The sequence below is a fragment of the Stenotrophomonas sp. NRRL B-14846 genome (assembly GCF_050473585.1).
Lineage (GTDB): Bacteria > Pseudomonadota > Gammaproteobacteria > Xanthomonadales > Xanthomonadaceae > Stenotrophomonas.
In genome coordinates this window covers 952269-978797 of the sequence record NZ_JBFLUN010000022.1, presented here as the reverse complement: position 1 = coordinate 978797, position 26529 = coordinate 952269, and the positions used below count along the sequence as shown (strand labels likewise).

The following is a 26529-nucleotide window of genomic DNA, read 5'->3' as shown; positions in this document are numbered from 1 at the left end:
TATGGCCGTTTACCACATCGCGCGTCGGAATCCCGACCTGCCGCCATGTAACGCTTCCTGGAGGACAGCGCTAGCGCACTTGTGGGCCTTGATGTAGTTGAGCTTGCGCATCTTGGCTGACTTGGCCAGGCCGGCGAACGGCTGGCGCCGCTCCGGCCACACCAGCTCGTGGGCTGCGTCGTAGATCACGAGACGAAGGCGCCAGCGATCGGCGGGCTTGCCAAGGTCCAGCGGCCGCGGTCGCATTGCGCGCACGTCCTTGGCCACCTGCCGGTAGGCAGCGAGGGAGAGCTGTGCGATCGCGGAGGGGCCCATCCTGGTCGCTACGGCGAGCGCGGTGTGCTTCTCCAGCGGATTGCGCATGTAGCCGACCGCGCCGGCGATGTCGCTACTACCCAGCGGTGCCAAGGTGCTGCGCCCCTCGACGGGCATGCGGTAGCTCCCGCCAACCAGCAGGCGTGACAACAGCTCCAGGACGTCGCCCTTGCCCTCGTCGTCGAATCCATCCGGGGCTGCGCCACGGCGCCGCTGGCCTGTACTGTCGTCCGCCTGCGACGGAAGAACTGGTGCACGGCGGCACCAGGCATCCAGCGCCGCCGCCAGAGCCCCGGCGGGATCTTGGCCAACGAACACGGCTGAGGATGCACCGCAGCTGCAGCACTGGATCTGTGCGCCACGCTGGAAAAGGCCAGTCGGGGTGGTACCACAGCGGCCGCACTGGACTGGCGCGCTGCTGTCGAAGATGGCTCCACGCGGCCCGCAGTGCCGGCACTGGAACTGTACGAGCTGCGACTCCCGGCCAGGCCAGCACACCTTCGCCTTGCCGTTGCAGTTGGCGCAGGATGGGATCTTCTTCCCCTCGAGGAATGCCACTTCGAGCTCGCGCGCGGCAGCGAGCGCGGTGGTACCGACTACAGCTTCGTTCATGGCGTCTGTTCCAGGGTCTTCTTAGGCTCCGCTGCAGCGCGCGCGGCGCGCGCCTGGGCCAGCACCTGGGCATAGGCCTCGGGGTGCTGGTCCTCGAAAGCAGGGAGGGTTCCACGGGCCCATTTCCCGTCGCCCAGTTGCTTCAGCCATCCGTCGGTCGCACAGAAGCGGCGCGGATCAACGCCATGGGCTCTAACACCCTTCGCGGTCGTGAAGCCATCGAGCTCGAGATCGGCCAGCACCTTCAGCGCGCCGACCTTCCAGGGCGTCAACTGCAGCGGCGCCGGTACACCTGCGGCCACTTTCGGCACAAACTCAGGCAGCTCACAGCGCTTGGTGGGGTTCCAGTCGAACCATGCCGTGGGCCCCCACTCGCGGAGATCGCCGGATGCGCGGTCCCATGGGGCGGCCTGGTGCAGGCCATGCCGATGCACCTCTCGCTGGATCTGCTGCCCGGGCTCTGTCTTCCACCGACCGATGCAGCTGTCCGGCACCAGGACCTGCACACCCAGCGCATCGAGCATGCGCGCAATGCCGTAGTTTGCTGCCGTCGTACAGGGAACCAGCACAGCCCTGAAGTCCGGGCCCCGCTGGTCGGCGTTGCTCCAGTGCGCCGGCAGGATCTGGTCGGCCACCTTGGCGTTGAGCTGCAGCTTCGCCTCGATGCCGAGCTGGTGCCCGGTCGCCTTCCACACAGCGAGGATGTCGAAGCCGGCCGTCTCGGGGTAGATCTCCCAGCCGTCAGCCGCGGTCAGGCAGTCGATCAGGCACGTGCACAGGGCAGCTTCGGTCGGGAACCGCGCCTTCAGCTCCGCAGGTTTCATTGGCCCTTCCTCTTGAATGCCTTGGCCATGCCGTCGTACTTGACGACGTCGGCGACCAGTTGCGAGTCCTGGGCGAAGCGGGCGGCGCGCTCGGCCTCGCAGGTCGGTACCGGCAGCGCGCGGAGCTCGGCAAGCCGGGCACGTGCCTGGTTGACCTTGTCCTCGGCCCAGAGCGCCTTGGTCGCGAAAGGCCGGTCCTTCGCAGGGCGGTCGACCTTGGGCGGTCCGCCCGCCGAGCAGCGCCGTTCGATCTCCCGCAGCAGGTCGGTGGTGGCCACCGCACTGAGGTCGACGCCGGTACCGCCTACGCGGCCACTGGATCTCCAGCCGCTCATGCCAGCAAAACCTTGATCGGGTAGTGGTGCTCGACTTCGCGCTTCTTGATGCGAAATTCCTTCGTCTCCCGGCCCTTCACGTCCACGAAGTCGACATGCCCGTCGCGCAGGAACACCAGGAAGTCCAGGACGTACTTGGTGCCGCCGGGTAGGTGGATCGGTACCTGGCGCAGCCAGAAGTGCACCTCGCCGGCCTGCTGGCGCAGTTTCAGCTGCTCGTAGTAGCGGGCCTCGCGCTTCGAGTCGAAGCGGATCCCGTCCACCGTGGTGATCACATTGCCGTACTTCGGCCGCTTCTCCACCGGTGCACGCACCTGGTGCTCGGCTGGCCCACGCGCAGGTGCAGCCTGGCCAGCCTTGTGCAACAGCTGCTGCATGCCCTGCGGCATGTCCTCGATGCGGTTGTAGCGGAGGCCACGGTTGCTCATTGGCCACCGTCCTGCGGTAGACCGAGCAACCGTGCAGCGCGCGCTTCGAACGCCTCCAGCTGGTTTCGAACCCGAAGCTCGAACGCCGCATGTTCCTTTGTCACATCCGCCAGCAGCGCGGCGCACTCGGCCTGCAGGAATGCCAGGCGCTGATCAATGGTGATCTGGCGAAGCTGGGTGCCCTGCCCCGCCATCGGTGACGCGGCATCCATCGCGGCCGTGCTCCTGCCCGGGGCCGACGGCTGCAAGACCCGCGCCCGGCCAGCAGCGATCGACCAGGTCGGCTCGGCACGCCCGTAACGGCGATTTGCCCTGTCGTCCCCTTGGGTGACCAGTTGCTCGCCGAGCATGCCGCGCAGAATCCCGGCCACAGCAGCTGGGGTGATCGCCGCGCATTCCCGAGGGTGGCCCATGGCCAGCGCCAAGGTCGTCATGCCCTCGTGTACTTCGGAGGCCGTCATCGGTTCGCTGGCCTCCTGCAGGGCATACAGCACCTGCGACCGGTGGTAGCTGCGCAGTTGCTCTTGGTCGATCATCGATCCAGCCCTGCCGCTGCCATCTTGCCCGTCGCCGGCGGATGGTCGTCGTTGCCTGGCTCTGCAGGTCCCTTGCCGAAGATCTCCGCGATCTCGCGCTCAGCACGGCGGAGTGCTTCAGGGCTGGCCGGTACCGGCGTGGCCACAGCGGCCTGGCCCAGGACCGCCACCGGCTCTTCCGGTAGCTTCCCGCCGCGCATCACGTATTCGCGCGCCTGGTCGTAGGCCTCCCGCAACAGGCGATCGCTCTTGTCGGCACTCGATGTGCGGTAGCGATGGCCGTCCAGGTACTGCCACACCAGGCGCGTGAAGCCGTCCCGGCGGCCGGTGTCGTTGCGGACACCGGCGAAGCTCGGCACACCCAGGCAGCGCAGCCGGAATTCCGGCAGGGTCGGTGGCCACGGGTCGGCCGAGGCGATGCTCGAGCCCAGGCCCGCTGCCAGCTGCTCCCCGGTGAGACCGGCAAGCCCTTTCGCCCAGGTCGCGGCAGCGCCGCCGCTGGGATCCTCGCCGTAGGCGCTGGTCCATCGATAGCCGTAGATCTCAGCCATGCGCACCCACAGCGTGCGGGTAGCCCGGGCCGTCAAGGGCGTCTGCTGTGCCGGCGGCGGCGTCTGCCTCTGCAGCGGCGTCACGGAGCTCGTCTGCCTCTGCGCGACGTCGGACTCGTTCGGCAGCAGAGCCTGAATTGTTGGCATGGTCGGTCCCCTCGGGTTTCGGTGTTACGGGCAGTGCCAGGCCTGCAGCCATCGTCTGGCGCAGGGAGCGGTTGAGGTCGTGGCCGTCGGCCGTGAGCTGGCGGAATCGCGGCTGCAGCTCCAACCAGCTGCTGATCGTCATCGGTTTCCCCAGCACGCGGCGGTGCCGCACGAACCGGGCCAGGACTTGCGGGTCCAGACCCGGCGGCAATCGCGGGATGCCCATCAGCTCGCGATTGACCTCGTCGGCGCTGAGCTGTGGCACCACCGCGTCGTCGTCGCGCGCCTGCGCGTTTGACGATTCAATGACCTTTACTGATCTTTCATGACCTTTAGGGTCCGTCTCGCGGACCGGTTGAGTACGCGAGACGGACCGGTCAGGTCCGCCAGACGTACCGGTCGAGTCCGCGAGACGCACCGGTCGTTCTTGCGTACCGGTGTTTCTCGCGAACCGGTCGGCGCCTCCAGTCTCTACTGACCCGTCCGTGTCGCGGACCGGTTCGGCATCCGGACCGGTGTGCGTGGCGGACTGGTCAGTTCCTTCAGCGCTCTCGGACCGGTCCGTCTGGCGCACCGGTTTGGATGCACGCCGCGGCTTCGACGCGAACGCGTTCTTGTCCAGTCGGCTGAGGTTGAGGCTGTACCGGTTGCTGTACTTCGTGCCGCCGGCGTCGCTGCCGCCGCGCCGAATGGTCAACACGTGGTTGTCTTCAAGCCACGCGATCGCGCTGAGCAGCGCTGTCTTGCTCAGGCAGGTCTTCTCGATCAGCGTGGTGAAGCCCGGGAAGGCCGTGCCGAAGTCGTCTGCGTGCCACGCGATCGCCATCAGCACCGCCTTTGCGGGCGGCGGCATCTGCAGTGGCCAGCAGAGCTTCGTGATTTCGTTGCTCATTACGCAGGCCTATCCCCGTTACGGGCAGCCCACCATGACGACGGCGTTTGCCCGGCCAGGCGCGCTCCATTCGTTGGGGCTGCTGAACTGTGCGCGACCCTGTCCATGGATGGCACCTGGGCGCGGCTCCGGCGCGGGCGTGTTGAGGCGTTCCAGCTGGCCGGCGGCGCGCTCCACGGCAGCTGCACACTGCGCCTGGACGTCGACCAACTGCTGCAGCAGCTCCTGCCGGCGATGCTCGGTGGGGATCGGGCGGACCTCATAGCCGAGATCCGCGGCCATGGCCAGGAAGAGCTGGTGGCGGCCGAAGCGGCGCATCAGCGCCCACAGCTCGCCGATCTTGAAGAACTCGGCCTTGTTCGGGTTGAGGCAGCTGTTGAACTTGGCAACCGCACTGGTCCAGTCCTTCAGCTTCTCCTGGTCCCAGAAGCCGTTGTCCAGCAGGAACTGGATCATCGCGTTGCGGGTGTGTGCGTCGACATCGCACGTGGCCTTCAGGGCCGCCAGTGCGTCCTGCAGCCAAGTTTCATCGATCCAGGGCATGGGAGTCCTCGGGTGTTGGAGGATCCGCGCGAGGGGTGCAATTTACGCGCGGACAAATTCATGAACGAATGGCAGAATCGCTTTGCGTTACCAACCAAGGAGAAAGGCATGACCCCTAGTGAGCTTGAGCAACGCCTTGCGAAGTACGACGATAAAATCGCTGCGCTCGAAAACGAGCTGATGGCGACGGAGACCCTCGTTCAGCTGCTTATTGGCAGTCATCACGAACCATCGGTTCTCCTTTCCTACGTTCAGGCGACCATCCAAACAGCGCGGACAAAAAACGTCGCTGCCAGCAAGCGCGCTGCCCTCGACCGGGTGATTGCGCGACTTGAGGATGTCGAGAAGAAGGTTCAAGCGGCGAAGGACGATCGGGAGCGGACCCGTCAGAACGCGGCGGTGGAATTGCAGCGCCAACGGGCTGCCCATGAGGTTCAGCGGCGTGAGGCCCAAGCAGCGCGCGACCGGGAAGATGAGGACCAGTCTCCTGGCATGGGCATGTAATCGGCTGATCCCGTTTTTCGACGGTGCCGCGCGCTGCGGATTCCCGCAGCGCGCGCACTTGGCGCTCCAGCGCACCAATGCGCTGAAGCGCTGCAGTCATGACGGTAGGCGTGGTGGGTGGCAGTGGGCTTGCCCGACCGCGCTTCTGATGCCCGCTATTCATTGCGACCTCCCTGCGCAAACAGCGCGCGCAATGCCGAAGCGGCACGCGCGAATAGTCCGGCCGGCCGGACTTTCGTCACCGGTCGGGTGCTGGGTGCCTCAATCGCCGCCAATGTCGCCGCGGCCTTCCTGGCCGAGGTTTCCGGCAGGGCACGCCAAGCCGTGAGGTCGTCAACCTGCCGCTGCAGGTCCCGGACTTGGTTGCGCAGCGCGCGAAGCTCGCGGATCTCGCGCCCGTGGCCTTGGCCCTCCCCTTCGCGAGGATTGCTGAGGTGTCGACGGGCCATCAGCATTTCCTCCAAGAGGCGGCGCCCTCCGGCTGGTAGGCTGGGATTTCCACACCACCAGCCACTAACCGGAGAAGCGCCATGGCATTGCCAGCTGACGTCCGCATAGACCAGCTGCACGAACTGCTGGGAGAACAGGAAAGGCAGCGCGAGGCGCTGAATATTCGGATCCACGACCTGGAGCGGATCCAAGCCGACCACGCAAATGTGATCGAGCGGCTTGTCTCCCTCTTGGACGGCGCGCGCGGGCGTGCCGCGGCGATGGAAACCGTCATCCCTCTTCTCCTGGAAGCGAGCGATCAACGGACCCGGGATCGCGCTCAGGCCGCACTGGAGCTGCGCTGGCGTCAGGACGGGGCTCTGGGGACGGGCACGACACCTCGGTACGCTGCCGCTTTCGAGCAAGTAGCTCTCGAAGTTGCCCCGCAAGCATTGCTTCAGCGGTAGCGCAGTCGCGCGCAGCGGCAAGCGCCTCGTCAAAGCGCTGCTGCCCGGCAGCGATGTCCTGCATCACCCGGGCAGCCCTCTCCGCCTCTTCCCGCGATTGGGCGCGGATCCCGGTGATGAGAGCTTCTGTGCGGCGCTTGGCGATGGCGATCTCGGCTGCGGTTTCTTTGTTCAGCCAGTTGCGAACCCGGACCCGTGGATTGAGGGGGTCAGCCAGATACCAGGCCATCACGCTGTCTCCAGCGGCACGATGCGACCGGCGTCCACGTCGCCGCACGGTTCGGCGCGCAGTTCCATAACCGGATCCATAACCGGCTCGGCCTGCGCCACCACTTCGGCCAGGCCGCCCCGCTCCAGGCCTTCGAAGGCGTTCAGCGCCTCGATCAGCTGCTGCAGGCTGGCGATCGTCGGGTTCGTGATCTGCCCGTGCGCCAGCTTCGTCAGCCACGAATAGCCGATGTCCGGGTTCTGCCGGGCGATCTCGGCGTACTTCCCTTCATGCGCACGCAGGCGCACCACGGTTTGATGCAAGAGGGTATCGGCGTCCATGAGCAGTTTTGTAGCAAACTTTTGCTCAGATGAAAAGCAATACTTTGCCGAACCTGATCAATATCCTGCTCAGGTGGCTAATGATTCCTCCCGCACCCTCGCCGACAATGTCCGCCGCCTGATGGAAGCGGCCGCGGACACGCAGGCGAAAGTGGCCAAGCGCGCCGGCCTCGCTCAGCGTAGCGTCGGGAACGTGGTGACCTACGGCACGACCCACGAGACCAGCCCGACACTGCGGACCGTGGATGGCATAGCCGACGCTTATGGAGTGCCGGTCTGGATGCTGCTTCTCGACCAGGTCCCCCTTGAGGTCCTGCAGTCGCCTGAATTGGCGCGACTTATCGACAACTACATCAAGGCCCCTGCCTCTGCGCGTGCGAACATCGATCGGGTCGCCGATGCCGAAGTCAGGTACGCCGAGATCCCTGGCGTTCCTTCACGAAAAACCGGGTAGTCCACATGGAGGTCACCCGTGCGAACCCTCTCCCTGGTTCCCGCAATGGCGCTGGCCTTGAGCGCTTGCTCGGCCCCAACAGGATCTTCATCGGCCGACTGCATCAGTCGATACTCCGTTGCCGCGAAGAGCAATGAAGGGGCACGGGTCAACCTCAGCTTCTGCCGAGAACTTTACGAGAGCCAGCCTGAGCCCCGGAGGCGTGGCTTCCTAGAGTGCGCCATCCCCGCTGCCGGCGCTGCCGGATCGGACACGGGGGTCAAAGTCGCATTAGCCCAGTGCAATCGTCAGACTGCCGCAGCTCGAGAGCCCGCTGAGGCAACGCGCCGACAGCCGGTCATGACGCCTGTCGTAGGCAACCCGTTCGCGCGCGACGTTCCCTTTGGTGCCTTCGGCGCAACGGACCGCGAACTGGCGCGGAAGCTCGGCATGACATTGCCCTCCCCTGCCTCGCAGGATGTGGTGCGGGAAACGCGTCAGCGAATGTTCTTGGCCGTCCCAGAAAACAGCAGGATCACCTCGAGCGAGGCCTCCTTTAAGGCGTGGAAGGAGGCCCAAGGCCGTGCCTTCGACGAGGCCCTAGTCCAGGGGCGCCGCCTGGATGACTACCAGCTAATGGAAGCGGCCAGAGACCAATCTGTGGCCACGAGATAGCGATAAGCAAACTTTTGCTTGACACGTTAAGTTCTGCGCAATATTTTGCTCACCATCCCAAGCACGGATGGTTGAGCACATGTCTGCACTGTCTTCGTCGCTGTACCTGGCACTTGGCATCGCCACTGCCACCGGCATTGGCGCCACCTTCTCCACTTCGTCCCCTTCCACAGACGAACCCGGCCAGACCGTCCGGGCACCAGCTGCGCTGGTGATCACCAGCCCGCGCATCTGCGCGGCGCTGGAGGTCTACACCCTGGCCAACGAGAACGACTGGGGCCTGCGCACCACCATCGCGCAGGCAGTGCTCAACGGCTTCAACGATGCCGGCCGCGTGCCGGACTGTGCCGCCGGCGTCTCCGCCGCGCTGGCCAAGGACTTCTCCCCCCATCGCTGGCAGCTCGCGCTCGACGCCGTCGACGCGGTTGTCGCCGGTACCTATTCCGTTTCCCCCGACGCCTGCGCCCGGGCCAATACCGTCGTCCCCCTGTCGACGGAAGCCACCTCCCCAGTGGTGGCCCGGGCGCGGTGCGTCATCTATGACCTGGCTTTCGTGGAGGTGCACTGATGGCCTTCACCGAACGCCGCTGCCGCATCTGCGGCTGCACCGAGCTGCAGGCCTGCCGCGGCGGCTGCTCCTGGATCGACAAGGATCTCTGCAGCAGCTGCGGCGAGGCTGCCAGCCATACCGCGCCCGTAATCATGGGGCAGCGCCTGCTGATCGCCGGCAGCAGCATCAAGCTCAGCCGCACCGAGGCCGTGGTGATGCAGGTCTTGGTCGCGGCCCCGGATCGCCTGGTGGACGTCGACGCACTGCACGCGGCGATGTACCCGGGCAGCAAGCCGCCGTCGCGGGAGTCCAACGTCCTGCAGGTGCTGGTGTCGCGCGTGCGCCGCAAGCTCGCTGCCGCTGGCCACAAGCACGCCATCGAGACCATCCGCCTGCGCGGCTACCGCTTCGTGATGCCCCAAGGGGGTGCCGCGTGACCGCCCCAGTCGACTTCACTGCCAAGTGCTTCGGCGCGAACCTTCGCCTCACCCGGGATAGTGACAGCTCCTGGCGCATGTCGCTCTACACCTTCGTCGGCAAGAACAAGACGCTCCGAAACATCGCCTTCGCCTGTACCCATCCCGGCAAATTGCCGCGCGTAGTTACCCCCGATGCTGACACCGAGACCCCTGCCGCTCTGTGGCTTGGCTCGGCCGCCTTCGATCTGCCGGACGCCCTCGCCCCGAAGATCCAGGCCTTCCTCGCTGAGCATGCCAACGGCGGTGCCGCATGAACGCGCCCGCTGAAGTGCTGGCGGCCAAGCTGGCCGGCGGATGTGCGAATGGCCTCGAGCGCGGCCAAGGCACCAAGCTGCACGCGATCCCCGCCGCCCAGGTGCGCCAGCATGGTGGTTTTGCCGAAGCCACTGGCAAGGCACTGTGCGGTGCACAGCCTGGTCGCCGGTCCGTGGGTTGGACCGTATGCGAGCAGCATCTGGTGTCCTGCCCTCGCTGCCAGCGGGTCCTTGCCCGCGTCCAAGGCGGTGCCGCATGAGCCGCAGCGGGTACAGCGACGACTGCGACACCTGGCCGCTGATTTGCTGGCGCGGCGCGGTCGCTTCCGCGCTGCGGGGCAGGCGCGGACAGCAGTTTCTGGTCGAACTGCGAGACGCACTCGACGCAATGCCAGACAAGCGACTGATTGCCGAACAGCTGCAGGACAGCTCCGGCTGCCACTGCGCGCTGGGAGTTATTGGCGCCAAGCGCGGCTTGGACATGGCCGGCCTCGACCCCGACGACCGCGAGGCCGTGAGCAATGCGTTCGGCATCGCCGAAGCAATGGCAGCGGAGATCGTTCACGAGAACGACGGCGAGTGGCGATGGGACAACGAAACGCCGGAGCAGCGATGGACGCGCATGCGCGCGTGGGTCGAACGGCATATCACCGAATCGGAGGCCGCATGAAGACGGAAGAGATCATCGCCGAAGCCACCAGTGCGCTGTTCCGGCGCGTGCTGGCCATCGGCACCGCCGCCGGCTTCGTGCTGGGCGTGTTCGCAACCCTCGGATCCCGGGCGGTGCTGTCATGACCATCGTGAACATGACGATCGACGCCGAGATCGACCTCGACGACCTGGTCGAGAACCTGGGGCCGAACAGCAAGGCATACCTCACGAACCTGTTGAAGGTCGACGGCGAGGCTGCGCGCGCGCCAGATGGCCGCACCTTCGAACAGATCATCGAAGCCGCGTTCTATGAGACGCGGGCAATGCCCTCAGTCCCGCGGGCGTTGGTCGAGCTGTTCTGGGTGGTGCACGGGAGGGCCATGTCATGACGGCAGACCTGCACCTGCTGGGGCACGGCGTCGACGCGATCCTGCAGCACGACCTGGACCGCATGCCGCCGGCGATCACCCCCGCGGCGCGCGTGCAGCGCTACCAGCGCGCGGTGTCGATTGCACCGCCGGACCAGTGGCGCGCGCTGCGGATCCGCTTCGGCACGATTTTCCAGATCGCCTGGAGCGCGGGGATGAAGCCGGACCTGGCCACCTGGGCGCGCAAGTTCCAGCGCATCGCCGAGGCCTGCCGACCATGAGGCTCTTCCACGTCCACATCCCGGGCGTGGCTGGACCGCACAGCGTCATCGCAGAAGCCGAGCAGGCCGCGATCGACGACGCGCTCTACACCCTGGGCCTTTCCGAGCTGCCCGAAGGCAGCAGCGTCACTTCTGAACAGACCGGAGACACCTGATGTTCTTCCGCAACCTCACGATGTTCACCTACCCGCAGCTGCAGATGTTCGACTGGCAGGACGGCCTGCAGGCGCGCGCCCTGAAGCCGGTCGGCCTGCTGGAAATGTGCTCCGCCGGCTTCATTTCGCCGTTCGGCCGCGAAGAGAAGGAGCTGCTGTCGCACGAGATCGGCCGCTGCGTGTGGATGGCCATCGGCGCCGAAGAGAAGATCCTGCCGCCAGCGGTGGTGAGCAACCTGCTCGAGCTCAAGCTGCTGGAGATCGAGGAACGCGACGGGCGCCGCCCCGGCGGCCGCGAACGGAAGCGCATCAAGGACGACCTGCTGCACGAGCTGCTGCCTCGTGCCTTCGTCCGCCCCTCCCGCACGGATCTCTACCTGGACCACCAGCGCGGCGTTGTGTTCGTCGACACCAGCAGCCGTAAGACCGGCGAGGCCGCCATGAGCCAGCTGCGCAACGTGGTCGGCAGCTTCCCCGCCCTGCCCTTGAATGCCGAGGTTTCGCCGCGGGCGATTCTGACCGGTTGGGTTGCCGGTGAAGCCCTGCCCGACGGCCTCAGCCTGGGCGAGGAATGCGAGCTGCGCGATCCGGTTGAGGGCGGCGCAATCGTTCGCTGCCAGCACCACGAACTGCGCTGCGACGAGGTCGACCTGCACCTGGAGACCGGCAAGCAGGTGACCAAGCTCGCCCTGGTGCTGGACGACCACCTCTCCTTCGTCCTCGGTGACGACCTGATCGTCCGAAAGCTCCGCTTCCTGGACGGCGCAGTGGAGCAGCTGCAGCACGGCGACGAAGACGGCAGGCGCGCCGAGTTCGATGCCCGGTTCGCCCTGCAGATCGCCGAAGTCGGCCGGCTCTACGACCTGGTCCGCGAGCACTTCCGCCTCACCACCTACGCATGAGGTCTCCATGTACCCGATCCCTGTGACCAGCGGCCGCCCCTTCCTCAACATGCTCTTGGCCAACTTGCTGAGCCAGCCCCAGCCGCATCGTGCCGCGTCGGCGCCGCCCTTGCGCCGCATGTCGCCCCGTCACCGCACCATCTGGGCACCGCCCGGCGGTGGCCGGGCTGAACGTGCCCGCCGCCTGCGCCAGATCGAGGCCGGCACGTTGACCGCAGCCAGCGGCCTCGTCGCGACCTACCATGGCGAGCAGCTGTGAGCCGCGTGCGCGCCTTCCTCTGCGCCCTGTTCGGCTGCGCGCGCGACTGGCCGGATATGGAATCGTGCGGCCGCTGCGGCAGCTACATGGATCTGCAGGCGCCGCCGCACACCATGGGCCGCCGCGTGCTGGACCGCGTTGCCACTGCACTGATCCAGCGCGGCACCCGCACGCCCTACTTCCACCTGGTCAACGCCGATGGCACGCCGTACATGGACCGCTTCTGGCTGCTGCGTATCGGCCGCGCCGGCGTCGACGACCGTGGCCAGCCCCGGCCCTGGTTGGCCCTGCGTCTGCACCACATCCGCTGCAGCGACCACGGCGGCGTCTTTCACGACCACCCCTGGTCCTTCTTCAGCCTGATCCTGCGCGGCGGGTACTTCGAGCATCGCCCCTTCGACGGGCCGCTGCCGGCGGTACCGGACGCGGTGCCCTCGGCGATCGCCGAGGAACCCTACTCGTCGACCTGGTATGGCGCTGGCCAGCTGCTGTTCCGCCGTGCTGAGGGCTGGCATCGCATTGCGCTGGCCGAGGACCTGCAGGCCGAAGGTACCTGGACGCTGGTGCTGACGCTGCCGCCGCGCGCCTACAGCTGGGGCTTCCGCGTCCGCGGTCAGAAGATCGAGCACCGCGAGTATTTCCGGAAGGAAGCCGTTCGGCAGCGCGCGCAGCAGCAGATCCACGCACCGAAGCGCTCGGAATGGAATCCGTGAGCCATGTCGCGGAAGTCACACCCCAACGCGCGTCGGCCCTGGACCGCCGACGAGGACGAAACGCTGCGGCTGAACTGGCCGCGGTTCCCCGCCTTCCTGATCGCCCATGTGCTGAAAAGGCCAAAGACCGCGGTGTATCGACGGGCAGCGGCGCTTGGCCTGCAGAAGGCAGACGACTTCCACACACAGCCACTGGCGTCGCTATGGAACGGGACACAGGAACCAGGATCGATCGCGGCGCGCTTCAAGCCCGGCTACGTGGCACCGAACAAGGGGCTGCGCCGACCTGGCTGGTACGCCGGCCGCATGCGAGAAACCCAGTTCAAGAAGGGGCGGCCGGCCAGCGAGGCGAGCAACTACGTGCCGATCGGGACCGAGAAGGTCGATCCGAAACGAAAGGTGCTGATGCGCAAGGTCACCGACGATCCAGCCATCTTCCCGACCCGACGCTGGCGCCCGGTGCACGTGATGGTCTGGGAGGCAGCAAACGGCCCGGTACCGGAGGGACACATCGTGGTGTTCCGGCCAGGCCTGAAGACGCTGGTCGCCGCCGAGATCACTGCTGATCGCCTCGAGACCGTGACCCTCGCCGAGAACATGCGGCGCAACAGCTACCACAACCGGTTCCCGCCGGAACTGAAAGAACTAGTCCACCTGAAGGCGCGAATCACTCGCCGGCTCAGGCGGCGAACGAAGGAGCAAGCAGATGAAGAACAAGGTCAGTGACGTCCGCGATCACCTGGTCGCCATGCTCGAACTGTTGGGTGACGACAACCTGAGCACCGAGAAGATGAGCCAGGTCATCGAGCGCGCCAAGGCGTCGACCATCGTAGCCTCCACCTACATCGGCGCGGTGAAGGTCGAGCTCGACGCGATCCGGTTGGCCCATGAAACCGGAAACCTGACGGCGGCAGTTTCCGAACCACAGCAGCTCCCCACGTTGCCGCCCGGCCAGAGGCGCTGACCATGACCGTGAAAGGCATGCCGCCCCGCAAGCCGCGCCAACACCGGTACGACCCAGGAACCCTGGCCGGGGCAATCAAGCTACGAGCCTGGGACTGCGGGACTACCCTTACTCGCCTTGCGCCGCTGGTGGGAATGAAGCCGGATTCGCTGCGCCAACGGCTGTCAAAGACCCGCGGAAAAAGGGCGCTGCAACCGTGGCAGGTGACCAAGCTCGCACGCGCGCTGGGCCTTGAGGAAGCAGCCCTGCACCGCCTTGCCGCGAAGCACGAGGGCTGGAAGGTATGAGCACCAGCCCTCGCCAAAATCCGCTCACGAAAAAGTCGCAGGTGCTCCAGGTGCTGCGCTCCGGCGGCCGCATCGCACCTGGCCATCGGCCCGGCCTGCTGCAGCTGCTCAGCGTAGACGACAGCCCGATACCTGCTTGGCAAACCGCCCTGAAGGCAGCCCAGCCCTCGCCCTCACAGTCCGGAGATACCCATGAACCGCAGTGACGTCCTCCCCCGTTTCCTCGCCGATACGGCCAGCCACGAGCTGCGGATCGTGGTCGACGACGGCGTGCATCGCAACCTACAGTTCCGGCGCTCTGGCACCTACTGCTACGGCTTCGACATCGTGACCTGGCCCGGGCACCTGGCGATCTCCGGCGACATGGGCACTGCCGTTTTCAACCGCCTCCACGACATGTTCGAGTTCTTCCGCGCCAGGCCGGCAGGTGCAGCTCAAGGCCAGCGCGCGCGGCTACGCAGCCGCCTGGTTGCGCGAGCACCCTTACGGCCCCCGGATCCGGGCCACTCGAGCCGAACACGAAGCCAAGGCGCTCAAGATCGGCGGCTGCGCCGTCTACTCGATCCTGCGCGACTGGGTGAAAGGCCAGGTAACGGCAATCGAGATCGGCATGCTGACCTTCGAGGCCGCGTTCCTGTCGCACATCCTGCTTTCCAGCGGGCAGACGGTGATCGAGCACGTGCGGCAGCAGAAGTTGCTACCGCAGGAGGCCGAACATGGCTGACCCCATCAAGGTGACCATCACTGACCCGGCTACAGGCGAAGTCCTGCAGGAGCGGTTCCTCGTCAACGACTATGCGGTGATCTGTGCCGGCGACCGGTACGTCAAGAACGTCCAGATCATGGGGTCCACGCACATGATCGCGGTCGCGAAGGAGAAGCCCCATGGCTGACCAGCTGCTCACCACCTCAGTACCAGCCCGCCCCCATCAGTTCGCTCAGCAGCGCCTCGACCTTGTCTTGAGCGTCCTTCGGCGAGGTCACCGGAACCTGCAGTCCAAGTTGGCTCGGGCCGTAGACCAAATGGAATCCTGTAAGCGTCCCGTGCCCTGGACCATCCAGAGCAACCCGGACGGTTACGTCTCGCCCTCTGATCTTGAAGCTCCAGTCCTCATGCCAGCGTGCTCCCTCTGCCATGCACTTCCCCTTACACCAAGCCCCCCCTCCCTGAGCATACACAAGACCATCACTCTCAGGGATTCTTCCCATGGCTGACACCTCTGCGCGCGCTGGCGCCACGGACCACAACATCCACCCCGACCTGGCCAAGGAGCTGCGTGCGATCGCGGCGGCCCCCATGGATCTACGCCGGCCAGCGCTGCGGCGCCTGGCCGCGCGGATCGGCGCTCGCGCCATAGCAGATCTGTTCGGCGAGTTCATTGGCCTGGCCGGCCAGGTCGCCTACAACGCCTGCGAGCAGGCCAAGGACCTATTGATGCTGCAGGGCCACGTTTGGCCGCACGAGGCCGAGCGCATCAACATGCCCTGCATCTTGGGCGCCCTCAACGGCATCGTGCTGGCCGCCGGCATCGACCCTGGCCCGCTCTGCGGCGGCTGTGCGTTCCGCGCCGGCACCGTGGCCAACCAGTGCCTCCCGACCACGGAAGACGCCGATTACTGCTCCGCCCCGGGCGAGCGCCCCTTCCTCTGCCACGAAGCCGTCGACGAGCACGGCAACGCCATCAGCGCCTGCCGCGGCTTCGCCCAGCGGCGCGCCGCCTTGAATGCTGCCGAGCGCAGCACCGAACACCAGGAGCCCGCCGCATGAATACTTCTGACCGCCTGCCAGTGCACTACCACGTGCATCTGGACGTCGCCGGCGCACTGTCGAACATGACCGATCAGGATCTGGACGGGCTCTTCGAGCGGAATCCGCCCGGGGAGCCGGTAACTGCAGCCGAAGCTCGCCGGGTGCTGACCGACCACCTGGCCAATGGCCGCAGGGTCATCCCGCTCGCTCCCTGTGAGGGCTTCGACTACACCGGCACCGGTTGCCCGGGCCACCTGGCAGCAGCTGAGGCAGACCATGGCTGATGCAGGCATTGCCGATGGCACTGCCACCCGGATTCTGCAGCTGCTGCAGGAGGGGCCGGGCTTGGCCGGCGAGCTGGCCGCCGAACTGCAGCTGCCTTCGAACCGCGTCAGCAGCTACCTGCACCAGCTGGCCAAGACCGGCCGGGTGCAGCGCGCGCCCTTCCATGGCCCTGACGAGCGCCCATCGGTCCTCTGGAGCCTGCAGGTGGTGCCCCATGAGTAACCACGGAACCTCGTCACGAGGATTGTCGAGGACCGGATCCCCCGCGAACCTGCGGCCGGTCCGATTCGTCACGCTCAAGCGGTTCGAGGCACTGACCGGCTACACGGTCGATGCCATCAACTCGAAGATCAAGCGTGGCGATTGGCTGGAGGGCGCCGTGTTCTTCAAGGCGCCAGATGGAAGAAACCTGATCGACCTGGAGGGATACGAAGAGTGGGTAATGCACGGCAGGGCGGCGTCAGGCCAGCTACACAGAGCAGCATCGCAATAGACTTTTACTACCGGGGCAAGCGGTGCCGTGAGCGAATCAAGCTCGCCCCGACCGCGCGGAACCTGCGCTACTGCGAGAATCTGCTGGGGCAGATCAAGGTCGAGATCGAGAAGGGCACCTTCGACTACGCCACCCACTTCCCCGGCAGCAAGCGCGCGGTGCAGGTGGCAGCGAAGCCAGCGGCCCTAGATACCCTGGAGCAGGTGCTGACACGATGGCTGGCACAGAAGGAGCCTGAGCTCGAGCACAGTAGCCTGATCGGCTACCGCCGCATCGTCGAGAACGTCCTGGTGCCGCGCTGTGGATCGATCGCGCTGCGTGACTTCGACCGTATCGCGCTGAAGGAGCTTGTGGCCACGTTCGACGAGTCGACGTCGGCTAAGCGCATCAACAACGTCCTGGGCCCGCTCCGCGGCGCCCTCGATGAGGCTGTAGCCGACGACTTGATCCCGAACAATCCCCTCGACGGCTTCAGGGTGAAGCGGCGTGCCAAGGCCAATGCGCGCGAAGAGGTCGACCCCTTCACGCCGGAGGAAGTCCAGGCAATCCTGGCCGCCTGCCGCGAGGACCAGGTCCGCAACTACTGCCAGTTCAACTTCGCCACGGGCCTGCGCACCTCGGAAATGATCGGCCTGTGCTGGTCGGACATCGACTGGCGCAAGGGGACGGTCAAGATCCGGCGCGCCTGGGTCATGGGCAAGATGAAGGCCCCCAAGACCGAGTCAGGCGTGCGAGAAGTGCAGCTGCTGCAGCCGGCGATCGACGCACTGAAGGCTCAGCGTGCCCATACCGCCACCGCCGGCGAGTTCGTCTTTCATGACCCCAGGACAAATGCCCGGTGGGGGTCGGATCAGAGCATCCGCGCCGGCGAATGGCAGCGCGCGCTGCGCAAGGCCGGCGTCCGGTACCGCTACCCCTACCAGATGCGCCACACGTTTGCCTCTCAGGCGCTCAGCGCCGGTGAGAACGTCATGTGGGTGGCGCGGCAGATGGGGCACCGCGACTGGACGATCACCGCCAAGAAGTATGGCCGGTGGATCCCCTCCATGGTCCCGGATGCCGGCTCAAAAGTTGCAGCAGCTTGGATTGGGCCGCCCATCTCTTGCGCCGTAAAAGGAGGCCAACGAGGCGGCCACACATGCAATTAACCAAATTCTTGTAGTATTCGATCATTAGCAGCCCAGTTGGACCAAGACAAATGCTTAGGTCATTGAAATTTAAGAACTTCCAGAGCTTCCTCGAGGAGACCGAGGTGCTCTTCGAGCTACCCAAGGGCGCGCCAGCCAGAGGCTACGAGCGTCGGGCTGAAGACGACACCCGACTGACTACCGTCCTTGCCGCCTTTGGTGCCAACGCTTCGGGCAAGACTGCATTGCTAAAGCCGGCTGCGTTTCTATTTTGGTTCATGAAGGGTTCCTTCTCTCTTGATGTTGATGCGGACATCCCGCTGCCCGCGCGACTACTTAACCCTGAAGATCCGTCGGAGTTCGAGGTCATATTTGATGACTTAGACGGCGAGACGTGGAAGTACGAGCTGAAGCTCACCGAGAAACGCGTTCTGTGGGAAGCGCTCTACAAAAAATTTACTCGCTTCAGCTATATCTTCAAACGCAGATGGAATGCAGAGAGTGAGTCTTACGACGTCCAGCTCCAGCAATTCGATCTTGCACCGCAAGTTGCAAGAAGAGTACGTCACAACGTTTCCCTCATCGCAACAGCAAGGCAGCATGAAAGCAAATCAACCGAGTTCATCGACACCTACATTGCACACTACAATGTCGACATTGATGGCCGCCCCCACTATTTAAGCAATCTGGACTACGCCAACGAGGCCTTTCAAGCCTTCGAGAAGGTCCGGGAGCAAGCAGCCAAGATCCTAAGATCATGGGACTTAGGCCTAGACAGCTTTGAAGTACGAAAAGAGAACTTTGTAGACTCAACGGGAAAAACTAAAACGCAACTCCGCACCTACTTTCAGCATAAGCGAAAGGATGGACAAGACTTCACGCTTCCATACGAGGTCGAATCAAACGGCACGCAGTCTGCCTATGTGCTGCTAGCACTGTTGATTCCTGTGCTCCAGGTAGGCGGTCTAGCAGTTATCGACGAGATGGAAAGCGATCTTCACCCCCATTTGCTCGAGTCGCTGCTACGACTTTTCGATTCAGAAGAGACCAATCCATTCGGCGCGCAGCTGTTCTTTACAAGTCACACCACGAAGGTTCTCGACTATGTGAGTAAGGCTCAAACGTATTTTGTAGAGAAAACAGACTGTGTAAGCACAGCATTTCGTGGCGATCAGGTACAAGGCCTGAGGAGTGACGACAATCTGCGGGCGAAGTATGAAGCGGGTGCGATTGGCGCTCTCCCAGAGGTCCGGAGCGATGTCTAGAGCCCCCAAAATAATCCGTAGAGTCAGGCCCACGCTCCTGGTCGTCGGGGAGGGGGACGCTGAGTGCTTGCTTTTGGGCATGCTCAGGGACGAGCTATGCTCCGGCCGGAGAGGACCAAGCGTCATCATCAGAAATGCGAAAGGAATGGGCGCGCGGGGCGTGATCCAAGATGCAATTCGTATCGCAAGGCAAGGGAGTTACGGTTCAGTGGCGGCGCTCTTTGACACGGATACTGACTGGAATGACTCTGTAAGAGCAGTTGGAACCAGGGCCAAGATTCGGATGCTGACCCAAACTCCATGCTTGGAGGCACTTGTGCTGGCAATTAATGGCCAGCATCGACAAGGAGACACTGCGTTCTATAAGCGAGAGTTCGAACGCCTTTACGCGGGGCCTGCCCATGTGAAGTTGCGAGGTTGCTTGCGCGTAGAGGATCTGATCGCGGCCGGAGCCAGGCTGCCTGAGGTCCAAGCTCTCCTCAGCATCTATGAATAGAGAGCTCGTTCCGCCCGAACCGATCCTTTGTGACCAGGTAGGGTGGTGACTGTTCAGGAAGATTGCCGTAACATTCGCATCGTTAGGCGGGTTCTTGGTCAACATTTGGTCAACCAAGGGCCTGAAAGCCTTGCAATACTTGAAGAAACCGGGGGTGCATTGGTTTCGACGGGGGTTGTGAAGTCGCCTGGCGCATGCCGAGGGGGTAGCTTTCCTCGTAAATCCAGCTGCAAAACTCTAGTTGCCAACGACGACAACTACGCTCTGGCCGCTTAAGGCCTAAGCCTCGAAACCGCTTGTGTCCATGCTCGCGGTGTAGAGTCACTATCATGGAATCGCGCTGGGTGGCTGCCTGTCAGTCCGGCACTAGAACACAACAGGCTGGTTCCCGGATGCGCTTTGCGCACCGTGCTGTTCGGGGACGAGATCCAACGGTGAGCTAAGCATGTAGTGCTGGGGATGGAGTGCCTTCGGACGGCGGTTCAATTCCGCCCACCTCCACCATCTGTATGGCCTGTCGAGGCCGCAAGAAGCCGGATCTCCCGTCAATGGGGTTCCGGCTTTTTTGTGCCTGCTCCTCGTGCAGGAAGCGTGGCGCATAATCAGGATGAAGCTCCCCCTCCATCGCTGCATTCCCCCGCCCTGCTACCGCCAGAAGGATCTGCAATGAAAACCGCCACATCCACGCTCGCCCTGATCCTCGCCGCCCTCGCCGCAGCCCCAGCCACGCACGCCGCCACACCGGCCATCGCGCCACCCGGCACCGCCACGCTGGAAGCGCTGCTGGCCTGCAAGGCCGGCTCGAACTTCAGTGCCGCCGAGGCCATCGATGCACTTCAGGCCGCCGGCCTGGCCAAGAAACCGGGCGGCACCTTCGAGCCGGAGGACAAGCCGGTCGCGCTGTTTGGCGGCACGGTCACCAGTGCCGATGTAAACGTGGCCGAGGGCGAGAAGAGCCTCTTCGTGTACTTGAACGGCGTCGATTCCAAGCGCCTGGCCAAGGCCTGGTCGGTGACCGAGGTCAACGAGCATGCCAATACCGAAGCGCCGTCGTACGTGAAGCGCATCGACAAGCGCCACACTCTGCACGTGATCGCGGGTGACGACTACGAAGGCTATTCGGCAGCGGTGAAGTGCCAGATCAGCCGCTGATGGCGTAGCCGACGCTACAGCCAGCGTGGCACGCGATGACGGTACTGCGCGTACGCCTCGGGAAAGCGGGCCATCAGTGCCCGCTCCTCCGGCAGGATCTGCAGCCAGGTGATGTACACAAGGAACAGCGGCACCACCAGCAGTGCGATCAGGTTCTGCAGGTACACCATGGCACCAAACAGGACCAACGCCTGGCCGAGATACATCGGATTCCGCGTGCGGCGGTAGATCCCGCTGGTAACCAGCGCGCTCGACGCCGAAGGCCGCAGAGGATTGACGGTGGTACCGGCGCGCTGGAACGACAGCTTGGGCAGCAGGTTGAGCACGATACCCAGCGTCATCGTCACGCCTGCCAGCAGAACCGGCACCGGCACCCGAAGGTGCAAACCCGGCAGCAGCCAGCGTGCTGCAAAGCCCGCAGCGGTGCACAGCAGCAGTACCACGGGCGGGGGAATGCGGGTTTCAAGCCAGGCCATCGCGATCACCGTGTCCTTTCCATTCACCGCAGTGTCACACGGGAATGGCTGAATCGCCCACGGCGGCCAGGCCCAAACCGACCGCCCGGTCTATTCCGCTTTGACAGGCCGGCCGCTAGAGTGGCGCCACCGCGCAGGAGGATCGTATGGCTACCACGGGCTTGGGCTTCATCGGCCGCACGACCCTCATCATCACCGTGCTGCTCACCCTGGGCGGCTGCGCGACGCTGCGCCAGTTCGGGCCGTCGGTGCAGGTTGCCTCGGTCACGCCCGGCCAGTACATCGCGCTCAAACGCGGTGACATCCTCACCTCCGGCAAGCTCAGCGCGGCGACCACGGAGACCCTGCGGGTGGCCGGCCTCGACGAAGGCGTCTGCGCCAAGCCCGGCCTGCCCTGCATCGAGGCGATGGAAGGCAGCATCGTGGTGCGCGAGGAAGACAAGCGCTCCAGCCTGGCCGAGCTGTGGCTGCAGTATGCGATGACCCTGCCGGCGCCGAAGCGCGAGTACTCGGCATCCGGCCGCGCCAAGACTGCGATCACCGAGCTGGATGCCGACTTCCAGCCGCGCCTGGACGCCTGGATGCAGGTCGCGCGCCAGGCCTATGCCTATCTGTTCTTCACCGAACGCACCGCCAACCAGCGTGGTTTCGAAGACCGCCAGACCCAGGTGCGCGACTACTACAACCTGGCTGTGCAGGAAGCCTCGGTGCAGCTGTACAACGCGTATGCCACCGGGCGCGTGCACGGCCAGGCCAGCCATTTCCAGCTGGGCCGCTGGACCTTCGTGCTGGCGCCTTCAGGCGAAGCATCGCCGCTGGATACGCGTACCCCCACCGAGCTGGTACCGGCGGCCTCGCTGTCGTTCACCGGCACGCTACGCAGCGTGCATCGCCGCGATGGCTTCGGTGCCGAGCTGGTGGCGGTGATGGACGATCCTGCCGGCAGCACGGCCACCCCGCCTGCGGCAACGACGCCTGCCACGCAGGCAGACACCCCGGCCCCCCAGAGCTGGAGCGAGATGCCCTCGCCTTCGATGACGGTGCTGCTGCGCTTCTCGGGCAAGAACCTGTGGGAGGTGCTGCATGACGACGAGCCGGAACTGGAGATCCACGATCCCTACCAGGTCTCGGAAGTGACCCTGCATGGCCAGCAGGTGCCGTTGGCAGCCAACTTCACTGCCGGCTATGCACTGTGGCTGGCACGCTCGAACTTCAGCCACCAGTCGCTGCGCTCGCTGTTTGGTGGCAAGGGCGGCATCGACACGCCGCATCTTTACATGATGCAGCCCTACGACCCGAACCGCCGCGTGCTGTTGATGATCCATGGCCTGGCCAGCAGTCCGGAGGCCTGGGTCAACGTGGCCAACGAACTGATGCGCGACGACGAGATCCGCCAGGACTTCCAGGTCTGGCAGTTCTATTACCCGACCAACATGCCCATCGCGATGAGCCACGATGCGATGCGCCACACGCTGGCCGAAGTGTTCAAGCACTTCGACCCCAGCGGCAAGGCGCAGGCGTCGCATGACATGGTGCTGGTCGGGCACAGCATGGGCGGAGTGATCGCGCGCTTGATGGTGTCCTCCTCCGGCGACCACCTGGTCGACACCCTGCTCGCCACCGCGCAGATGACGCCCGCCCAGCGCGAGCTGCTGCGCACCAAGGGCGCGCCGGTGCTGACCTTCCTGCCGGAACCGGAAGTATCGCGGGTGGTGTTCATCGCCACACCGCATCGCGGCACCGACGTGGCCGGTACCCGCCTCGGCCGCTGGATCGGCCGCCTGGTGCGGCTGCCGCTGACGGTGCTGGAAGACGTGACGACGCTGGCCAACGACGGCCAGATCGATCGCAACGATGGCAAGCACGGCTATCAGATGAACAGCATCCAGAACCTGGACAAGGACGATCCATTCGTCCGCGCCGTGGCCGATCTGCCGATGTCACCGAAGGTGCACTACCACTCGATCATCGCCCGCGCCAAGGCCGATGGGCCGCTGGAAAAGACCGACGACGGGCTGGTGCCCTATTGGAGCTCGCACCTGCCGCATGCGGATTCGGAGAAAGTGATCGTGTCCGGGCACAGCGTGCAGGAAGCCACGCCAGCCATCGTCGAGCTGCGGCGGATCCTGCATGAGGACATGCAGGAACACGGACGAACGGGGAAGTAAGCCGCCGGCCCCGACAGATCAGGCACCTGCCGTGCGCCGCGAGAACGTGCCGTGCAGCGCTGCCGGGATCGCGAAGCCCTCCATGCGCACCTCGGGCCGGTAGTCGGCGCTGGGGGTGAAACGGAACTCGCGTGCCAGCAGCGCGCACAGCAGTACCAGCTGCGCGTTGCCGACCGCCGATCCCACGCAGGAACGCGTGGGGAAGCCATACGGCACATAGATGCCGGCGGTGCGCTTGCGCCGCTCCGGCAGCCAACGATCAGGATCGAACTGCAGCGGGTCATCCCAGTACTTCGCCGAGCGATGCTGGATGAACGAGCTCAGCTCGAACACCGTGCCCTCGGCGATGGCCTGCCCTTCCACCTGCAGATCGCAGGCGGCCACCCGACGATTGTTGAAGGGCGTGGAGTACAGCCGCATCACTTCCTTCAGGAAGCGCATGGTGCAGGGAATCCTGGCCATCGGCAGCGCATGGATCTCTGCATCCGAGAGCGGTGCGAATTCCTCCTCGATGCGCTGGCGCCAGTGCGGATGCATCTGCATCGCCAGCAGCAGGCAGGCGGCCATCATGCCGGGCACGCCGGAAATGGCGATCAGCTGCACGGTGACCAGGTAGGTGACCTTGTCCAGGCCGATGCGCTCGCGCAGGCTCAGCAATGACTGCGCGTAGTCCAGCGACGCGCGCCCGTGGCGCACGCGCCGCTTCAGTTCGGAGGCGATCGCCTGCGATTCGCCACGACCGATGAGGAAGTTGCGCAGCAGATGACGCCGATGGATGACCTGCTCGACCTGGGTGGTATAGCGCAGATGCAGGGCGCGTTCGATGGCCGCGGTACCGCGTACGTCGAGCCCGTCGATCACCAGTGGCACCAGCGGATGCGCCATCACCTTCCACACCGCGGGCGTGGCATCCAGCTCGCGCCCGCACAGTGCGTCCAACGCCTGCCGCATGCGCGACTGCAGCGCCTCCAGGGTCTGCGCTCCGGTAAGCTCAGCACTGCGCGTGGCGATCAGGCTGCGCACTTCGGTCCAGCGTACGCGTTCGTGCCGGCGGAACAGGTCGGCGAGCGACTCGACCACGAACAGGTGCTCGGAATTCTCCTTGTCGACCTTGCCGGCCAGCTCCGGGCAGAACACCCCGATACCGCCGGTTTCCAGTTTCAGCACCGGCCCTTCGCGCTCCACGCGCGCAGCCAGGCGCTCGGCAGCAATGGCGCTGCCTTCATTCGACATCCCTTGCATGCAGTGCGTCTCCGGCAGGAAGGGACTCGAAAGACGAGTCCCTTCGTCTTGCTACCGCTCAATCGCGGGGTTGCCCCGCAGGATCAGAACTCGACCCAGAGCGGCCAGGTATTCCACACACTGCTCTTCTCATTCGGATGGATATTCAGAGTGACGCGCAATGCTCGGGCGAATCTTTTCATTTTCATTCCTTTGCTTGCTGTGTGGTTATGCCGGGATTATCCCGGCACCGGCTAGATAACACGACATAATCCCGCTGTCCAACCCGGCCGGTGGCGCGATGCAACATCCGGGTGGTGGTCCATTGAGGGGAATCCCTCATCGCGCCTGCGCACGCGGCCTCCTATGCTGGGCTCACTTTCCCCCAACGGAGGTCCGCATGAACACGCAAGAGCCCAGCCGCCAGCCCAGCCCCGATCCGGCCGAGCGCGATGCCTTCTTCCCGTCGCCGTATTCGCTGTCGCAGTTCACCTCGCCCAAGAGCGACCTGTCCGGCGCCGACTATCCGGATGCACGCCGCGATGGCCGCTGGAAGGTGCTGATGATCGCCGCCGACGAGCGTTATCTGCCGACCGCCAATGGCCACCTGTTCTCCACCGGCAACCACCCGGTGGAAACCCTGCTGCCGATGTACCACCTGGACAAGGCCGGCTTCGATATCGACGTCGCGACGCTGTCCGGCAACGCCGTCAAGTTCGAATGGTGGGCCTTCCCGCGCGAGGACCACGAGATCGGCGCCCTGTACGAACGCTACGAGGCGCGCTTCCGCCAGCCGTTGCAGCTGGACGAGGTGGTGGCTGGCCTGGGCGCCGACTCGGACTATGCCGCCATCTTCATTCCGGGTGGCCACGGCGCATTGATCGGCCTGCCTGAAAGCACGGCGGTGAAGGCCGCGCTGCAATGGGCCATGGCCGGGCAGCGCCACATCATCACGCTCTGCCATGGGCCGGCAGCGCTGCTGGCGGCGGGCGTCGACGAAGCCGATGGTGGCTCGCTGTTCCGTGGCTACCGCATCTGTGCCTTCCCCGACGCAATGGACCGGCAGACACCGGAGATCGGCTACATGCCGGGGCAGCTGCGTTGGTTCTTCGGTGAACGCCTGGCCCAGCAGGGCGTGCAGATCGTCAACGAGGGCATTGATGGCAGCGTGCTGCAGGATCGCCTGCTGCTGACCGGCGACAGCCCGCTGGCCGGCAATGCGCTGGGCAAGCTGGCCGCGCGCACGCTGCTCGACGCGCTGGCCGGGCGCTGAGCCTATGCCTGCGCTGGTGCCCGCGCTGCTGGAACTGGAACAGGCGCGGTCGCTGGCCGCGGTGGGCGGCGTGCTGCGCGCCGCCGCCTCGCCACTGGGCTACGACCGGCTGCTGGTGTTCGCCACCGGAACCGGGCTGGAGCGCGACGCGCAGCGCGTGTACTGGATCGAGGGTGACTGGTTCGGCGACGGCAGCGATACCGATCTCGCCCGCTACCTGCACGCCTGCCCGGTCAACCGCCATGTGCTGGACAGCACTGCGCCGTTCTTCTGGAGCAAGCGCCAGGGCGTGCGCGGCGAACGCTACCAGGTGGTGAAGCAGCCGCGCGGCGATGGCCTGCATGGGTTGCAGGTGCCGGTGTTCGGCCCGACCGGCCTGGAGGGTGCGGTCAGTTTCGCCGGCACCTCGATTGATGCGTCCGCCAACGCGCGCCTGCTGCTGGAAATGGTCGGAACGTCAGCCTTCCGTGCAGCGCGGCGGCTCGCCGAAGCGCCGGCGGATGTTCCCGCAGGCGCGCTGAGCGCACGCGAACGCGAGGTGCTGCGCTGGGTCGCCGCCGGGCGGCGCCAGGCGGAAATCGCGGCCACGCTGGGGCTGTCTGCACGCACGGTGGAGAACCATCTGCGGCGAGCGCGGCAACGGCTCGGCGTGGCTACCACCGCGCAGGCGGTGCGCGCGGCAGCCCGCCGTGGCGAGATTGAAGACTGATCCAGGCACTG

The 26529-nt window shown here is 65.3% G+C and carries 41 protein-coding genes and 1 other RNA gene; 29 read left to right on the top strand and 13 right to left on the bottom strand.

What is annotated here, in order from left to right:
- Positions 1–9: 9 nt before the first annotated feature.
- Genes AB1281_RS06830 through AB1281_RS06795 form a run of 8 tightly spaced genes read right to left on the bottom strand, consistent with a single transcriptional unit; the run spans position 10 to position 5183 of the window.
- Entirely contained in the window at positions 10–927 is a 918-nt protein-coding gene (locus tag AB1281_RS06830) for a hypothetical protein (RefSeq protein ID WP_430345391.1), read from the bottom strand.
- Positions 924–1751 carry a hypothetical protein gene (locus tag AB1281_RS06825; RefSeq protein WP_430345390.1) on the bottom strand — a complete coding sequence of 276 codons (828 nt, stop codon included), beginning with the start codon at positions 1749–1751 and terminating at the stop codon, positions 924–926. Before AB1281_RS06825 ends, AB1281_RS06830 begins: the two co-directional genes overlap by 4 nt.
- The gene (locus AB1281_RS06820) at positions 1748–2086 is read right to left on the bottom strand and encodes a hypothetical protein (protein WP_430345389.1); all 339 of its coding nucleotides are present in this window, start codon (positions 2084–2086) and stop codon (positions 1748–1750) included. The genes AB1281_RS06825 and AB1281_RS06820 overlap by 4 nt, the downstream gene beginning before the upstream one ends.
- Positions 2083–2514 (bottom strand): DUF1064 domain-containing protein, encoded by a 432-nt coding sequence (locus AB1281_RS06815; protein WP_430345388.1) that lies wholly within the window; start codon positions 2512–2514, stop codon positions 2083–2085. Before AB1281_RS06815 ends, AB1281_RS06820 begins: the two co-directional genes overlap by 4 nt.
- Entirely contained in the window at positions 2511–3050 is a 540-nt protein-coding gene (locus AB1281_RS06810; RefSeq protein ID WP_313415522.1) for a hypothetical protein, read from the bottom strand. Before AB1281_RS06810 ends, AB1281_RS06815 begins: the two co-directional genes overlap by 4 nt.
- On the bottom strand, positions 3047–3601 hold the full coding sequence (locus AB1281_RS06805; RefSeq protein WP_430345387.1) for a hypothetical protein: 555 nt from the start codon (positions 3599–3601) through the stop codon (positions 3047–3049). The genes AB1281_RS06810 and AB1281_RS06805 overlap by 4 nt, the downstream gene beginning before the upstream one ends.
- Complete coding sequence (locus tag AB1281_RS06800; protein WP_430345386.1) at positions 3594–4640, bottom strand: helix-turn-helix domain-containing protein; 1047 nt, start codon at positions 4638–4640, stop codon at positions 3594–3596. The genes AB1281_RS06805 and AB1281_RS06800 overlap by 8 nt, the downstream gene beginning before the upstream one ends.
- An 18-nt stretch (positions 4641–4658) precedes the next feature.
- On the bottom strand, positions 4659–5183 hold the full coding sequence (locus AB1281_RS06795) for a hypothetical protein (protein ID WP_196239333.1): 525 nt from the start codon (positions 5181–5183) through the stop codon (positions 4659–4661).
- 60 nt (positions 5184–5243) lie between these two features.
- On the opposite strand from AB1281_RS06795, the gene AB1281_RS06790 reads away from it, so the two are divergent.
- On the top strand, positions 5244–5687 hold the full coding sequence (locus tag AB1281_RS06790; protein ID WP_180859147.1) for a hypothetical protein: 444 nt from the start codon (positions 5244–5246) through the stop codon (positions 5685–5687).
- A gap of 155 nt (positions 5688–5842) precedes the next feature.
- On the opposite strand, the gene AB1281_RS06785 is transcribed toward AB1281_RS06790, so the two are convergent.
- From AB1281_RS06785 to AB1281_RS06775, 3 genes are read right to left on the bottom strand one after another with little or no spacing between them, the layout of a single operon-like run.
- A complete protein-coding gene (locus AB1281_RS06785; protein WP_430345385.1) occupies positions 5843–6439 on the bottom strand; it encodes a hypothetical protein in 597 nt (198 codons plus the stop codon).
- Positions 6408–6812 (bottom strand): hypothetical protein, encoded by a 405-nt coding sequence (locus AB1281_RS06780; protein WP_430345384.1) that lies wholly within the window; start codon positions 6810–6812, stop codon positions 6408–6410. The genes AB1281_RS06785 and AB1281_RS06780 overlap by 32 nt, the downstream gene beginning before the upstream one ends.
- A complete protein-coding gene (locus AB1281_RS06775; RefSeq protein WP_430345383.1) occupies positions 6812–7132 on the bottom strand; it encodes a hypothetical protein in 321 nt (106 codons plus the stop codon). The genes AB1281_RS06780 and AB1281_RS06775 overlap by 1 nt, the downstream gene beginning before the upstream one ends.
- Between AB1281_RS06775 and AB1281_RS06770 the strand changes: the two genes are divergently transcribed.
- The 25 genes from AB1281_RS06770 (at position 7131) to AB1281_RS06650 (ending at position 20671) form a co-directional block, all read left to right on the top strand.
- Entirely contained in the window at positions 7131–7586 is a 456-nt protein-coding gene (locus AB1281_RS06770) for a helix-turn-helix domain-containing protein (RefSeq protein WP_430345382.1), read from the top strand. The two genes, AB1281_RS06775 and AB1281_RS06770, sit on opposite strands and share 2 nt — an antisense overlap.
- Before the next feature lie 733 nt (positions 7587–8319).
- Complete coding sequence (locus AB1281_RS06765; protein WP_430345381.1) at positions 8320–8808, top strand: hypothetical protein; 489 nt, start codon at positions 8320–8322, stop codon at positions 8806–8808.
- On the top strand, positions 8808–9227 hold the full coding sequence (locus tag AB1281_RS06760; RefSeq protein WP_430345380.1) for a helix-turn-helix domain-containing protein: 420 nt from the start codon (positions 8808–8810) through the stop codon (positions 9225–9227). The genes AB1281_RS06765 and AB1281_RS06760 overlap by 1 nt, the downstream gene beginning before the upstream one ends.
- Positions 9228–9304: 77 nt before the next feature.
- A complete protein-coding gene (locus tag AB1281_RS06755) occupies positions 9305–9523 on the top strand; it encodes a hypothetical protein (protein ID WP_430345379.1) in 219 nt (72 codons plus the stop codon).
- A gap of 256 nt (positions 9524–9779) precedes the next feature.
- Complete coding sequence (locus tag AB1281_RS06750) at positions 9780–10193, top strand: hypothetical protein (RefSeq protein ID WP_430345378.1); 414 nt, start codon at positions 9780–9782, stop codon at positions 10191–10193.
- Positions 10190–10318: a hypothetical protein gene (locus AB1281_RS06745; RefSeq protein WP_430345377.1), complete on the top strand. Its 129-nt coding sequence runs from the start codon at positions 10190–10192 to the stop codon at positions 10316–10318. The genes AB1281_RS06750 and AB1281_RS06745 overlap by 4 nt, the downstream gene beginning before the upstream one ends.
- Positions 10315–10563 carry a hypothetical protein gene (locus AB1281_RS06740; RefSeq protein ID WP_430345376.1) on the top strand — a complete coding sequence of 83 codons (249 nt, stop codon included), beginning with the start codon at positions 10315–10317 and terminating at the stop codon, positions 10561–10563. Before AB1281_RS06745 ends, AB1281_RS06740 begins: the two co-directional genes overlap by 4 nt.
- On the top strand, positions 10560–10823 hold the full coding sequence (locus AB1281_RS06735; RefSeq protein WP_053463345.1) for a hypothetical protein: 264 nt from the start codon (positions 10560–10562) through the stop codon (positions 10821–10823). Before AB1281_RS06740 ends, AB1281_RS06735 begins: the two co-directional genes overlap by 4 nt.
- Positions 10820–10978, top strand: coding sequence for a hypothetical protein (locus AB1281_RS06730; protein ID WP_154344339.1), 159 nt, complete (start codon positions 10820–10822; stop codon positions 10976–10978). The genes AB1281_RS06735 and AB1281_RS06730 overlap by 4 nt, the downstream gene beginning before the upstream one ends.
- Positions 10978–11880, top strand: a complete 903-nt coding sequence (locus AB1281_RS06725) for a recombination-associated protein RdgC (RefSeq protein WP_430345375.1) — start codon at positions 10978–10980, stop codon at positions 11878–11880. Before AB1281_RS06730 ends, AB1281_RS06725 begins: the two co-directional genes overlap by 1 nt.
- A gap of 7 nt (positions 11881–11887) precedes the next feature.
- The gene (locus AB1281_RS06720) at positions 11888–12139 is read left to right on the top strand and encodes a hypothetical protein (RefSeq protein ID WP_430345374.1); all 252 of its coding nucleotides are present in this window, start codon (positions 11888–11890) and stop codon (positions 12137–12139) included.
- Positions 12136–12852 (top strand): hypothetical protein, encoded by a 717-nt coding sequence (locus tag AB1281_RS06715; protein WP_430345373.1) that lies wholly within the window; start codon positions 12136–12138, stop codon positions 12850–12852. Before AB1281_RS06720 ends, AB1281_RS06715 begins: the two co-directional genes overlap by 4 nt.
- Before the next feature lie 3 nt (positions 12853–12855).
- Positions 12856–13578 carry an HNH endonuclease gene (locus AB1281_RS06710; protein ID WP_430345372.1) on the top strand — a complete coding sequence of 241 codons (723 nt, stop codon included), beginning with the start codon at positions 12856–12858 and terminating at the stop codon, positions 13576–13578.
- Complete coding sequence (locus AB1281_RS06705) at positions 13559–13816, top strand: hypothetical protein (RefSeq protein ID WP_430345371.1); 258 nt, start codon at positions 13559–13561, stop codon at positions 13814–13816. The genes AB1281_RS06710 and AB1281_RS06705 overlap by 20 nt, the downstream gene beginning before the upstream one ends.
- A 2-nt stretch (positions 13817–13818) precedes the next feature.
- On the top strand, positions 13819–14103 hold the full coding sequence (locus AB1281_RS06700) for a hypothetical protein (protein ID WP_430345370.1): 285 nt from the start codon (positions 13819–13821) through the stop codon (positions 14101–14103).
- A gap of 427 nt (positions 14104–14530) precedes the next feature.
- The gene (locus tag AB1281_RS06695; RefSeq protein WP_430345369.1) at positions 14531–14827 is read left to right on the top strand and encodes a hypothetical protein; all 297 of its coding nucleotides are present in this window, start codon (positions 14531–14533) and stop codon (positions 14825–14827) included.
- The gene (locus tag AB1281_RS06690; protein ID WP_430345368.1) at positions 14820–14996 is read left to right on the top strand and encodes a hypothetical protein; all 177 of its coding nucleotides are present in this window, start codon (positions 14820–14822) and stop codon (positions 14994–14996) included. The genes AB1281_RS06695 and AB1281_RS06690 overlap by 8 nt, the downstream gene beginning before the upstream one ends.
- A gap of 314 nt (positions 14997–15310) precedes the next feature.
- A complete protein-coding gene (locus AB1281_RS06685) occupies positions 15311–15871 on the top strand; it encodes a hypothetical protein (RefSeq protein WP_430345367.1) in 561 nt (186 codons plus the stop codon).
- Entirely contained in the window at positions 15868–16137 is a 270-nt protein-coding gene (locus AB1281_RS06680; RefSeq protein ID WP_430345366.1) for a hypothetical protein, read from the top strand. The genes AB1281_RS06685 and AB1281_RS06680 overlap by 4 nt, the downstream gene beginning before the upstream one ends.
- Positions 16130–16360, top strand: coding sequence for a winged helix-turn-helix domain-containing protein (locus AB1281_RS06675; protein ID WP_380652341.1), 231 nt, complete (start codon positions 16130–16132; stop codon positions 16358–16360). The genes AB1281_RS06680 and AB1281_RS06675 overlap by 8 nt, the downstream gene beginning before the upstream one ends.
- The gene (locus tag AB1281_RS06670) at positions 16353–16631 is read left to right on the top strand and encodes an excisionase (protein ID WP_430345365.1); all 279 of its coding nucleotides are present in this window, start codon (positions 16353–16355) and stop codon (positions 16629–16631) included. Before AB1281_RS06675 ends, AB1281_RS06670 begins: the two co-directional genes overlap by 8 nt.
- Positions 16574–17779: an Arm DNA-binding domain-containing protein gene (locus tag AB1281_RS06665; protein ID WP_430345364.1), complete on the top strand. Its 1206-nt coding sequence runs from the start codon at positions 16574–16576 to the stop codon at positions 17777–17779. Before AB1281_RS06670 ends, AB1281_RS06665 begins: the two co-directional genes overlap by 58 nt.
- 62 nt (positions 17780–17841) lie before the next feature.
- On the top strand, positions 17842–19023 hold the full coding sequence (locus AB1281_RS06660) for an AAA family ATPase (RefSeq protein ID WP_430345363.1): 1182 nt from the start codon (positions 17842–17844) through the stop codon (positions 19021–19023).
- A gap of 646 nt (positions 19024–19669) precedes the next feature.
- Positions 19670–20023, top strand: a transfer-messenger RNA (tmRNA) gene (gene ssrA, locus AB1281_RS06655).
- Positions 20024–20185: 162 nt separating this feature from the next.
- The gene (locus AB1281_RS06650) at positions 20186–20671 is read left to right on the top strand and encodes a hypothetical protein (RefSeq protein ID WP_430345362.1); all 486 of its coding nucleotides are present in this window, start codon (positions 20186–20188) and stop codon (positions 20669–20671) included.
- 14 nt (positions 20672–20685) lie between these two features.
- Here AB1281_RS06650 and AB1281_RS06645 read toward each other — a convergent pair whose 3' ends face one another.
- Positions 20686–21147, bottom strand: a complete 462-nt coding sequence (locus AB1281_RS06645) for a methyltransferase family protein (RefSeq protein WP_430346979.1) — start codon at positions 21145–21147, stop codon at positions 20686–20688.
- A 146-nt stretch (positions 21148–21293) separates the two neighbouring features.
- On the opposite strand from AB1281_RS06645, the gene AB1281_RS06640 reads away from it, so the two are divergent.
- Positions 21294–23315 carry an esterase/lipase family protein gene (locus AB1281_RS06640; protein WP_430345361.1) on the top strand — a complete coding sequence of 674 codons (2022 nt, stop codon included), beginning with the start codon at positions 21294–21296 and terminating at the stop codon, positions 23313–23315.
- Between the two features lie 18 nt (positions 23316–23333).
- Here the strand turns inward: AB1281_RS06640 and AB1281_RS06635 are convergent, their stop codons facing one another.
- Complete coding sequence (locus tag AB1281_RS06635; RefSeq protein ID WP_430345360.1) at positions 23334–24557, bottom strand: cytochrome P450; 1224 nt, start codon at positions 24555–24557, stop codon at positions 23334–23336.
- 379 nt (positions 24558–24936) lie between these two features.
- On the opposite strand from AB1281_RS06635, the gene hchA reads away from it, so the two are divergent.
- Both hchA and AB1281_RS06625 read left to right on the top strand, forming a co-directional pair.
- On the top strand, positions 24937–25809 hold the full coding sequence (gene hchA, locus AB1281_RS06630; RefSeq protein ID WP_430345359.1) for a glyoxalase III HchA: 873 nt from the start codon (positions 24937–24939) through the stop codon (positions 25807–25809).
- Positions 25810–25813: 4 nt separating this feature from the next.
- Entirely contained in the window at positions 25814–26518 is a 705-nt protein-coding gene (locus AB1281_RS06625) for a PA1136 family autoinducer-binding transcriptional regulator (RefSeq protein WP_430345358.1), read from the top strand.
- The last annotated feature ends 11 nt before the right edge of the window (positions 26519–26529 follow it).